This is a genomic window from Nonomuraea sp. NPDC051941, from assembly GCF_044593615.1.
The window spans coordinates 1-12,232 of sequence record NZ_JBIUCF010000078.1 but is presented as its reverse complement, the minus strand read 5'-3'; the positions used below and the strand labels follow the sequence as shown (position 1 = coordinate 12,232).

Genomic DNA, 12,232 nt, shown 5'->3' with positions numbered 1-12,232 from the left:
TTCACGATTACCTCCTGACTGACGCACATTCTCGAAGGATATTTTCGTCACAACCACTCCGTCTCTTTTTTCGTCACATAAGGCGCGTGATATAATTTCATCACAATGGAAGATCGTGATGAAATCAGGCGACCATGCTGACGTGTGTCCAGTGCGGGAAAGAGCTCACGGTGCCTCCCCGCGGGCGCAAGCCCCGCTACTGCTCGCGCTCGTGCCAGGCCCGCGCCTACCGGGCCCGCCTCGACGCGCGGACCGGCCAGGGAGCCTGGCGGGAGAAGAAGGACGAGCAGCCTTCGCCGCCCCGTCCCGCACGGCCCGTCACCGGCGGGCGCGCCGATTCCCAGCGGACCGACGTCGGCCTGTCCCGCGAGCGGATCGTGTGGACCGCCATCCGGATCGCCAACGCCGAGGGCCTGGAGAGCATGTCGATGCGGCACGTCGCGAACGTGCTCGGCGTCAAGGTGATGTCGCTGTACAACTACATCGACGGGAAGGACGCGCTGATCGACCTCATGGTCGAGGCGGTGTTCAGCGAAAGCGGGGACACCGAGCCCCACGCCTTCCGGGGCTGGCGGGCCGAACTGGAGGCCGCGGCGCGGTGGGAGTGGGCGCTGTACTCGACGTACCCGTGGGTCCTCGAGGTCATCGCGACGGTGAAGCCGCCGCTCGTCCCCAGCCTGCTCGCCCGCTTCGAACGCGGCCTGGGCGCGTTCGACGGCCTCGGCCTGGACCCCGTCATGACCCATCGGATCTATCTGGGCGTGAGCGGCATCGCGCAGGGGCTCGCCCTGCTGCGGGTGAGCGAGATCGCGTCCGAACGGCGCGGCGGCGGGATCTCGCTCAGCCAGTGGCGATCGGTGAAGGTGCCCGCGATCCTCGAGGAACTGGGCGCCGACCGCTATCCGCGGCAGGCCGCGCTGCGCAACAGCCCGGAGGTCCTCACGGACCTGGAGGAGATCTTCGAGTTCAGCCTCCAGCGCCTGCTGGACGGCATCGCCCGGTTCCTGGAGGGGGAGTCGCCCGCTCCCCCTCACCGGTGGCCCCGCTCTGGTCAGCCCTCGGCCGAGGATCACTGACGGCGCTCCCCTCGGCATGTGCGTGGTTCGCCGCTCACGCGCCGTTCGAACGCCCGCCGGACGGCTTCAGCCATTCCTCGACGGCCTTCGCGATGGACCCCGCCTCGCCCTCCAGCATCGTGAGGTGGTCGCCGCGGACCTCGCACAGGTCGTGCCTCAGATGCCAGGACGCCCGCCAGTTACCTTCCCTGGACCGCTCGCCGTCGGGCCCGGAGGGCAGGGGGGTGTCCGGTCTGAGGAAGAGCACGGGGGTTTCGATGTCCTCCACCACCGTCTCCCTGAAGAGCCGGTAGTAGCGCCCCATGGCCGTCATCCTCGTGTCGCTGAAGGGCCCGTACACCTCCGCCCGGTCGAACATCCCCTCCAGCATCTGACCGCCGAGCTCGTCGATGACGTCGCTGTCCGGCAGGAACGTGTCCAGCAGGACGAGGCCGTCCGGGCGAACCCCGTTCCGCTCCAGGTACGAGACGGCCGCGTGCGCAAAGTTGCCGCCGCCGCAGTAGCCCATCACCACGAACGGGTCGTCGCCGGCCGCCTCCCGGATGGATTCCGCCCACATGCGCACCACGACGTCCGCGTTGTCCGGAAGGCTGTCGTCCGGGCCGTATCCGGGCACCTGGAGCGCGTACAGGTCGCGTACTCCCTGGAAGTGCACGGCCAGCCGGGCGAACTGGGCCGCGCCGCCCAGCGCCATCGGCGTGCTGAAGCAGAACAGCTTCGGCCGCGCCGGCCCCGAGGCCAGGGCCAGCGGCGGGTACGCGCGGTCCAGCTCGTCCAGCGTCCGGAACACCGGCCGCAGCCGCGCCGCGGCCTCCAGCAGGTCCAGCCCCTCCTGCAGCTTCCCGGCGGGAGCCGCGGCGCGCACCAGCGAGCTGAGCGATCCGCCCCCGTCCGGCTCCGCCGGACCGGAGTCCCAGCCGGCGCCGTTGTCGATCGCGATCTCCTCCGCGAGGTGCCGGGCCAGCGCCGCGGCGGTGCCGTAGTCGAAGACCGCCGTCGCCGGCATCCGCACGCCGGTCGCCTTGTTCAGTACGTTGCGCAGCTCCATCGCGGTCAGCGAGTCGAAGCCCGCTTCGAGGAAGTTCTGCTCCGCCCGGATCGCCTCCGGCTCGCTGTAGCCGATCACCTTCGCCGCGCACTCGCGCACCATCAGGGTCAGCTCCTCGACCTGCTCCGCCGGCGACAGCCCGGCCAGCCGCCGCTGCACCACCGACCCGTCGGCCACGGCCTGCCCGGCGTGGGCGGTGCGGCGGGCGGGGGCCCGGACGAGCCCGCGCAGGATGGGCGGGACGCCGTCGTGGCGGTTGCTGAGGGTGTGGGTGTTGATGGGGAGGGGGAGGAGGTGGGGTTGGGGTGTGGTGAGGGCGGTGTCGAGGAGTTGGTTGCCTTGGGTGGTGGTGATGCGGTGGTAGCCGGCTTGTTCGATGCGGGTGATGTCGGTGGTGGTGAGGTGGGCGCTCATGCCGCTGGGTTGGTGCCAGAGTCCCCAGGCGAGGGCTTGGGCGGGTAGGCCGGTGGTGTGGCGGTGGATCGCCAACGCATCCAGGAAGGCGTTGGCCGCCGAGTAGTTACCCTGTCCGGCGCTGTCGAGGGTGGCGGCTGAGGAGGAGTAGAGAACGAACGCGGCCAGGTCGAGGTGGCGGGTGGCCTGGTGCAGGTGCCAGGCGGCGTCCGCCTTGGGCTTCAGTACCCGGTCGATCTTGTCGGGGGTGAGGGAGGTGACCACGCCGTCATCCAGCACCCCGGCGGTGTGGAAGACCGCCGTCAGGGGATGCTCGGCCGGTACCCGGTCAAGGAGCGTGGCCACCTGCTCGGGATCGGACAGATCGCAGGCCGTGATCTCGACCGTCGCGCCCGCCGTCTCCAGGTCGGCCCGGAGCTGGTCGGCGTCGGGGGCTTGGTCTCCTCGGCGGGAGGCCAGCAGCAGACGCCTCACCCGGTGCTCGGTGGCCAGGTGGCGGGCCAGGATCGCGCCCAGGCCGCCCGTGCCACCCGTGATCAGCACCGTGCCGTCCGGATCCAGCACGCGCGGCATGGTGAGGATGATCTTGCCGGTGTGGCGGGCCTGGGCCATGTGGCGGAAGGCTTGGCGGGCCTGCTGGACCGGCCAGCACCGCACCGGCAGACCGGCCAGTTCCTGGGAGGCGAACAGGTCCAGCAGCTCGGCGAGCATCTGGCCGATCCGCTCGTGCCCGGCATCCATGAGGTCGAAGCTGCGGTAACGGACGTGGGGGTGGGTGTTCGCGACGTCGGCCGGGTCGCGCCGGTCGGTCTTGCCCATCTCGACGAACCGCCCGCCGGGGGTGAGGAGGTCGAGGGAGGCGTCGGTGAACGGCCCGGCCAGCGAGTTGAGTACCACGTCCATCCCTTCGCCCCCGGTGACTGCGGCGAAGGCGTCGGTGAAGTCCAGGTCGCGGGAGGAGGCGATGTGGCCCTCAGGCACGCCCAGCGCCCGCAGCACGTGCTGCTTGGCGGGTGAGGCGGTGGCGAACACCTCCGCGCCCAAGTGCCGGGCGATCTGGATCGCGGCCATGCCGACCCCGCCGGCGCCGGAGTGGATCAGCACCCGCTCCCCCCGGCTGAGCCCGGCCAGGTCGACGAGCCCGTACCAGGCGGTCGCGAACGCTCCCGGGACGGAGGCCGCGCGGGCGAAACTCCATCCCTGCGGCATCCGCGCCATCATCCGGCGATCAGCCACGACACGCGGGCCGAAGGTCCCTTCGCCCAGGCCCATCACCTGATCGCCGACCCGCAGCCCTTCCACTCCGGGTCCGATCTCGGAGACGATCCCGGCGAACTCACCACCGATGAGCCCGCCCTGTTCGGGCACCATGCCCAGTGTCACGACCACGTCGCGGAAGTTCAGGCCGGCCGCGCGGACGTCCACGCGAACCTCACCGGCGGCCAGCTCCTGATCGGCCTCGGGGGCCGGGATCAGGTTCAGCCCGTCGATGGAGCCCTTGACGGGGCTGTCCAGCCGCCAGGCTTCCGGCCCCTCGGGCGTCGCGAGATCGCCGGACGTGTCCGCCCGGGCCAGACGGGGCACCAGCACCCGACCGGCCCGCACCGCCAGCTGCGGCTCGTCCTCCACGCCCAGCAACGAAGCCAGCGCGGTGAGCGAATCGGCCGCGCGATCGACGTCCACGAGGACGATCCGGCCTGGGTTCTCCGCCTGCGCCGAACGCACCAGGCCCGACACCGCAGCCTCGACCAGAGCACCACCGCCGGCGCTGCCGGCCTCGGTACCGGTCGTCACGGCACCCGTGGTCACCAGCACCAGCCGGGTCTCGGCCAGCCGCTCATCGGCCAGCCAGTCACGCAGCACACCCACGACCCGGTCCAGCTCCGACCGCAGGCCCTCCAGCGGTTCCCGGTCGTCTGCCTGCGGAATCGGGCAAGGAATGACCAGGGTCGTGATGCCGTCGGCCTCCGCTGCCGCGTGGAGATCGGTGTATGAGCGCACCTCCAGGGCGCCGCCGCGCAGGGCTTCGGTCACTCTGCCGTCCGTCTCTATGACGGCTATCGGCCCTCGGGCATGGGGTGGGTTCCAGCTTGGCGGTATCACCCACTGAAGGTGGTGGAGCGCCTCGTGTCCGGGCTGGGTACGCGATGACAGTCCACCGGCGGGCAGCGGACGCGTGATCAGACTCGTGACGACCGCGACCGGGACGCCGGTGGCGTCGGCGATCCGGATGCTGGAAGCGCCTCCCTCGGCCGGAAGGACGTGAACGCGCGCCTGCTGGGCGCCCGAAGCCAGGAGCTCCACCCCGTTCCAGGCGAACGGCAGCACGACGCCATCAGCCTGCTCGATCAGGCCCGTGGCATGGAGGGCAGCGTCCAAGAGAGCCGGGTGGATGCCGTACTGGTCGGCCTCGGCGGCCTCTCGCTCGTCGAGTTCTACCTCGGCGAACACCTCGTTGTCGCGGATCCAGGCCTGCTTGAGTCCCTGGAACGCCGGACCGTACCCGTATCCGGTGCCGGCGAGTGCCTCGTAGTAGCCGGACACGTCCACAGCCTGCGCTCCCGCAGGTGGCCACTGCCCATCGGCAGCGCCTGCGGTGCCGGTCGTCTCGGTGAGGGTTCCAGCGGCGTGACGCGTCCAAGGCCGCCGGCCGGTGCGGGCATGGATCGCCACCTCGCGGCGGCCGTCCTCGTCGGCTACCGACACTGCCACCTGGATCTGGACCGCCTCGTCGCCCTCGATCACCAGCGGCGCCTCAAGCGTCAGCTCCTCCACCACCGGGCAGCCGACCTCATCTCCAGCCCGCACAGCCAACTCCACGAACCCGGTGCCGGGAAACAGCAGGGTCTCCCCCACCCCGTGATCGGCCAGCCAGGGATGCGTGGCGGTGGAGATCCGGCCGGTCAGCACCAGCCCGCCCTGATCGGGCAGTTCCACCGCCGCACCCAGCAGCGGGTGGTCCACGCGGGCCTGGCCCAGCCCGCCCGCGTCCGACACACCGGTCGTGGCGGGCTCCAGCCAGTAGCGCCGGCGCTGGAACGCATACGTGGGCAGCTCGGTGCCTGCGCCGGTCACGGTGAGGAGCCGTTCCCAGTCCACGGCGACACCGGCGGTGAACGCCTCGGCCGCCGAGCGGAGGAACCGGTCGGGGCCACCCTCGCCACGGCGCAGCGATCCCACCGCAACGCCCGATGTGCCGGTGGCGTCCAGGATGTCCTGCACCGCCATCGTCAACACCGGATGCGGGCTCACCTCGATGAACGCGGTGCGGCCATCGGCCAGCAACGCCCGCACCGCCCCCTGGAAGTCCACCGGCCGGCGAGCATTGGCGAACCAGTACTCCGCCCCCAACTCCGAACCCGCCAGCACCCCGCCCGTCACCGTCGAATACACCGGCACCCGGCCGGGCGCGGGCTCGATGGGGCCCAGCATTTCCAGCAACTGCTCGCGCAACGGCTCGACCATCTGCGAATGCGAGGCCACCGTGGTCGCGATCACCCGTGCCCGCACTCCTTCACTGCGCAGGCCCTCCACGAACTCCTCCAGCGACTGCGTCGGCCCGGCCACCGCGCAGGAGGCAGGCCCGTTGTCCGCGCTCACCTCCAACCCCTCGCCCACACGCTCCCGAACCACCTCGGCGGGCAGCCCCACAGCGGCGATCGCGCCACGTCCCCACAACTCGGCGGCGAACAACCGGCTGCGCAACACCACCACCCGCACCGCGTCGGCCAGCGACAACACCCCGGCCACGCAGGCTGCCGCCACCTCACCTTGCGAGTGGCCCACTACCGCCGTCGGGCGGACGCCGATGGACTCCCACAGCTCGGCCAGCGCGATTCCGACCGCGAAGGCGACCGGCTGCAGTCTCTCGATCGAGTCCAGCCCCACCCCATCGGCGTCGGCCAGCACCTGGGCCGGGTCCCAGTCCACCCACCGCCGGATCTCGGCGAAGCACTCCTCCAGCCGGGCAGCGAACACCGGCGACGCCTGCGCCAGCTCCACCCCCATCCCGGCCCACTGCGCCCCCTGACCCGGGAACACCAGCACCGCATCCCGACGACCCGCCGCCGTACCCGACACCGAACCGGCCACCACCCCGGCACCGGGCTCTCCCGCCGCCAGCGACTGCAGCCCGCCCAGCAGCTCCTCCCGGTCGGCGCCCATGACGACGGCACGGTCCTCGAACACCGGCCGCGTGCGTACCAGCGACAGCCCGACCTCGCCGACCGGCAACTCCGGCCGTGCCACCACGTACTCGGCCAGCCGGGACGCCTGAGCGCGCAACGCCTCCTCACCGCGCCCCGACACCACCCACGGCACCACACCGGACATCACAGGAGCGCTCCCGGACTCCTCCTCCTGCGGCTCCGGTTCGGGAGCCTGCTCCACGATCACGTGCGAGTTCGTCCCGCTCACCCCGAACGACGACACACCCGCCCGCCGCGGCCTGTCCGCCGGCTCCGGCCAGTCCTGTGCCTGCTCCAACAGCCGAACCTGCCCCTGCTCCCAATCGACATGAGTCGTGGGCGTGGACACGTACAGGGTCTGCGGCAACAGACCATGCCGCATCGCCAGCACCATCTTGATCACACCGGCCACCCCCGCAGCCGCCTGCGTGTGACCGATGTTCGACTTCACCGAGCCAAGCCACAACGGCTCGGCCGCACCCCGATCCCGCCCATACGTCGCCAGCAACGCCTGCGCCTCGATCGGATCCCCCAGCGCGGTCCCCGTGCCATGCGCCTCGACCGCGTCCACCTCAGCACCCGACAACCCCGCATTGGCCAGCGCCTGACGGATCACCCGCTCCTGCGAAGGACCGTTCGGAGCCGTCAAACCGTTACTGGCCCCGTCCTGATTGACCGCCGAACCCCGGATCACCCCCAACACCCGATGACCAGCGGCCACCGCATCCGACAACCGCTCCAGCACCAGCACACCGACACCCTCGGACAGGACGGTGCCGTCGGCCTCGTCGGAGAACGCCTTGCAGCGGTCGTCCCGCGCCAGGCCGCGCTGGTGGCTGAAGTCCACGAGGAGCTCCGGCGTGGCCATGATCGTCACGCCGCCCGCGAGCGCGAGCGTGCTCTCTCCGGCGCGCAGCGACTGGCACGCCATGTGGATGGCGACGAGCGAGGAGGAGCAGGCGGTGTCCACCGTGACGGCTGGCCCCTCCAGACCCAGCGTGTACGCGACCCGGCCGGAGATGACGGAGCTGGAGTTGCCCGTTCCCAGGTAACCCTCGCTGCCCTCGGGCAGGGGGCCTCGGCCCACCTCGTAGTCGTTGGCGAAGGCGCCGATGAAGACGCCCGCGGAGGTGCCGCGCAACGAAGCCGGATGGAGGCCGGCCCGCTCCAGGGCCTCCCACGAGACCTCCAGCACCAGCCGCTGCTGCGGGTCCATCGCCACGGCCTCACGCGGGCTGATCCCGAAGAACGCGGGGTCGAACTCGTCCGCCCCTTCGACGAACCCGCCCGAGCGCGCGTAAGTCGTCCCGCTGCTGTCCGGGTCGGGGTCGTACAGCGCTTCCAGGTCCCAGCCCCGGTCCTTCGGGAACGGGACGATCCCCTGCTCGCGCTCCAGCAGCAGCTTCCACAGGTCCTCCGGCGAGTTCACCCCGCCGGGGTAGCGGCAGCTCATCGCCACGATCGCGATCGGCTCGCGCTCCTTCTCCTCGACCTCACGCAAACGTCGGTTGGCCTGCTGGAGATCCTCGGTCACTCGCCGCAGGTATGCGAGGAGCTTCTCTTCGTCAGCCATGCCGTCCCGCCTTCCCTAAGGGGTTTCGAGTTTGCGTTTCCTGGGGGACCTAAAGGCCCTGGTCGATCAGCGAGAAGAGCTCGTCGGCGCTCGCCGTGCGCACCTTGCTCTCCTCGTCCGTTCCGGATCGGTCGCCGCGCCACTCGTCCATGAGCTTCTGCAGGCGAACGGTGATCTCGGACCGCGCCTCGACATCGATGGCGATCTTGCCCAGCAGCCGGCCCAGCTCGTCCAGGCTCTGCAGCACCTGCGACTCGGCCGGTTCCTTCTTCGGCAGGAGCTGGCTGCCCATGTACTCGGCGATGGCGACCGCGTTGGGGTAGTCGAAGATCAGCGTCGCCGGCAGCCGGAGTCCGGTGGCCTTGCCGAGCCGGTTACGCAGCTCCACCGATGTCAGGGAGTCGAATCCGAGTTCGCTGAAGCTCCTGTCCGGATCCACGTGCTCTTCGGAGGCGTGTCCCAGCACGCCGGCGGCCTCCGTACGTACCAGCGAGACCAGCATGCGCTCCTGCTCGGCCGGAGGCAGCCCGGCCAGGCGCTGCTGCAGCGCCGACTCGCCGTCCGAGGCGGGTTGCGCGCTCTGGGCGGTACGGCGTGCGGGGGTGCGCGCCAGGCCGCGCAGGACGGCGGGGATGCCGTCCTCGCGGGCGCCGAGAGCACGGACGTCCATGGGCAGCGGTACGAGGAAGGGCTCCGCCATGGCCAGGGCGGCGTCCAGCAGTCGCATGCCTTCGGCGGCGCCCATCGCGGTGAACCCCGAACGGGACAGCCGCTCCAGGTCGATGTCGCCCAGCCGGCGCGTCATGCCACCCGTTTCCGGCGCCCACACCCCCCACGCGAGGGACTGGGCTGGCAGGCCGGTGGCGTGGCGGTGGATGGCGAGCGCGTCGAGGAAGGCGTTGGCGGCGGAGTAGTTGCCCTGTCCGGCACTGTCGAGGGTCGCGGCCGAGGAGGAGTAGAGGACGAACGCGGCCAGGTCGAGATGGCTGGTGGCCTGGTGCAGATGCCAGGCGGCGTCCGCCTTGGGCCTCAGTACCCGGTCGATCTTGTCCGGGGTGAGCGAGTCGATCACGCCGTCGTCCACCACTCCGGCGGCGTGGAAGACCGCCGTCAGGGGATGTTCGGTGTGGACGCGGTCGAGGAGCGCGGTGACCTGCTCGGGGTCGGACAGATCACACGCGGTGATCTCGACCGTTGCGCCGGCTGCTTCCAGGTCGATGCGGAGTTGGTCGGCGTCAGGGGCTTGGTCCCCTCGGCGGGAGGCCAGCAGCAGATGCCCGACCTGGTGCTCGGTGGTCAGATGGCGGGCCAGGATCGCGCCCAGACCGCCCGTGCCGCCCGTGATCAGCACCGTGCCGTCCGGATCCAGCGCGCGCGGCATGGTCAGGACGATCTTGCCGGTGTGGCGGGCCTGGGCCATGTGCCGGAAGGCTTGCCGAGCCTGCTGCACCGGCCAGCACCGCACCGGCAGACCCGCCAGCTCCTGACCCGCGAACAGGTCCAGCAGCTCGGCCAGCATCTGCCCGATCCGCTCGTGTCCGGCGTCCATGAGGTCGAAGCTGCGGTACCGGATTCCGTTGTTCTCGACGTCCGCCGGGTCACGCAGGTCGGTCTTGCCCATCTCGATGAACCGGCCGCCGGGGGCGAGCAGGTCGAGAGAGGCGTCGGTGAACGGCCCGGCCAGCGAGTTGAGCACGACATCCACCCCTTCACCTCCGGTGACCGTGGCGAAGGCGTCGGCGAATTCGAGGTCGCGGGAGGAGGCGATGTGGTCGTCGGCCACGCCCAGCGCCCGCAGCAGGTGCTGCTTGGCGGGTGAGGCGGTGGCGAACACCTCCGCGCCCAGATGCCGGGCGATCTGGATGGCGGCCATTCCGACCCCACCCGCGCCGGAGTGGATCAGCACCCGCTCCCCCCGGGTGAGCCCGGCCAGGTCGACCAGCCCGTACCAGGCGGTCGCGAACGCTCCCGGGACCGACGCCGCACGGGCGAAACTCCACCCCTGCGGCATCCGCGCCATCATCCGGTGATCAGCCACCACGCGGGGACCGAACGTCCCCTCGCCCATGCCCATCACCCGGTCGCCGACGTTCAGCCCGTCCACCCCGGGCCCGACCTCGGCGATGACGCCGGCGAACTCGACGCCCATCGCCCCGGCCTCACCCGGGTACATGCCCAAGGAGTTGAGCACGTCGCGGAAGTTCAGGCCGGCTGCGCGGACGTCCACGCGCACCTCACCGGCGGCCAGCTCCCGGCCGGCTTCCGGGGCCGACATCAAGGTCAGCCCGTCGATGGAGCCCTTGGCGGGGCTGTCCAGCCGCCAGCCGTCGGGTCCTTCGGGGGTCGGGAGCTCGCCGGAGGTGTTCGCCTGGGTGAGACGGGGCACCAGCACCCGGCCGGCCCGCACCACCAGCTGCGGCTCGTCCTCCACGCTCAGGAGGGAGGCCAGCGCGGTGAGCGAATCGGCCGCATCGTCGACGTCCACCAGGAGGATCCGGCCGGGGCTCTCGGCCTGAGCCGAGCGCACCAGGCCCGACACCGCCGCCTCGACCAGAGCACCACCGCCGGCGCTGCCGGCCTCCGTTCCGGTCGTCACCGCACCCGTGGTCACCAGCACCAGCCGGGTCTCGGCCAGCCGCTCGTCGGCCAGCCAATCGCGCAGCACACCCACGACCCGGTCCAGCTCCGACCGCAGCGCCTCCGGAAGCGTGTCCTGCCCGGCAGCCGCCTGCAGGCGCATGACCACGGCGGCGGGAAGAGCATGCCCGGACGCGACCGCGTCGCCCAACGCCGCCGCGTCCGCGTACTCCTCGACACCACCGCCGGCGGACTCGATCGCCGCCGCCAGAGCGGGCCACCGCTCGCCCACCACCGCAACGTCGCCCACCGGGGTGTCCGCGAGGTCGTTCGCCGGCGGCACCCAGTCCATGCGCAGCAGCGACGACGAGGACGCGGTCGCGGCCAGCTTCTGGTCAGCAAGCTCCCGCAGGATCAGCGAGCCGATGGAGGCCACGGCCTGTCCCGCGGAGTCACCCGTCTCCAGGGTCACCGCGCCGTCGTCGGCTCGGCGCAGGCGTACGCGCAGGTGACTGGCGGCGGAGGCGTGCAGCCGCACGTCGGTCCAGGCGAAGGGCAGAGTGATCTTCGAGTCGTCGGAGAGTCGCTCGGCCACGCCGATGGCGTGCAGGGCCGCGTCCAGCAGCGCCGGGTGGATACCGTACCGGCCGGCCTCGGCGGCCTCCCGCTCGCCGAGTTCCACCTCGGCGAACACCTCTCCGTCGCCTTCCCAGGCTCGCTTGAGTCCCTGGAACGCCGGTCCGTATCCGTACCCTGCGGCGGACAGCGTCTCGTAGTGGTTCGACACGTCCACCGCCTGTGCTCCTGCCGGCGGCCACTGGCTCCAGTCGAAGCCTGCCGCGTCGCCGCTGTCTGCCGTGGCCACGATTCCGGCGGCATGACGTGTCCATGGCCGCGTACCGCTGCGGGCGTAGACCGTCGCCTCGCGCCGGCCGTCCTCGTCGGCGGCGGCCACCGCCACCTGGATCAGGATCGACTCGTCCCGTTCGATCACCAGCGGCGTCTCGATCGTCAGCTCTTCCACTACCGAGCAACCGACCTCGTCGGCCCCGCGCACCACCAGCTCCACGAACCCGGTGCCGGGGAACACGACCTTCTCCCCCACCGCGTGGTCGGCCAGCCACGGATGCGCGGCGACCGAGATCCGCCCCGTCAGGACCACTCCGCCCTGATCGGGCAGCTCCACCGCGGCGCCCAGCAGGGGGTGATCTGCGGGGGCCTGGCCTAGCCCGTCGACGTTCGTGACGGTCGAGGGCGCTTCGAGCCAGTAGTGGTGGTGTTGGAAGGGGTAGGTGGGCAGGTCGGTGGTGGTGGCGTGGGGGATGAGGGTGGTCCAGTTGGGGGTGGTGTTGGTGTT

The 12,232-nt window shown here is 71.3% G+C and carries 3 protein-coding genes; 1 reads left to right on the top strand and 2 read right to left on the bottom strand.

The features are described 5' to 3' along the window. Positions 1-170 precede the first annotated feature (170 nt). Entirely contained in the window at positions 171-1,076 is a 906-nt protein-coding gene (locus tag ACIHFD_RS62750) for a TetR/AcrR family transcriptional regulator (protein WP_397375087.1), read from the top strand. Positions 1,077-1,110: 34 nt separating this feature from the next. Here the strand turns inward: ACIHFD_RS62750 and ACIHFD_RS62745 are convergent, their stop codons facing one another. After that, positions 1,111-8,298: an SDR family NAD(P)-dependent oxidoreductase gene (locus tag ACIHFD_RS62745; protein ID WP_397375086.1), complete on the bottom strand. Its 7,188-nt coding sequence runs from the start codon at positions 8,296-8,298 to the stop codon at positions 1,111-1,113. A gap of 49 nt (positions 8,299-8,347) precedes the next feature. Then, positions 8,348-12,232: SDR family NAD(P)-dependent oxidoreductase (locus ACIHFD_RS62740; protein WP_397375085.1), on the bottom strand; the 3,885-nt coding region annotated here is incomplete at its 5' end.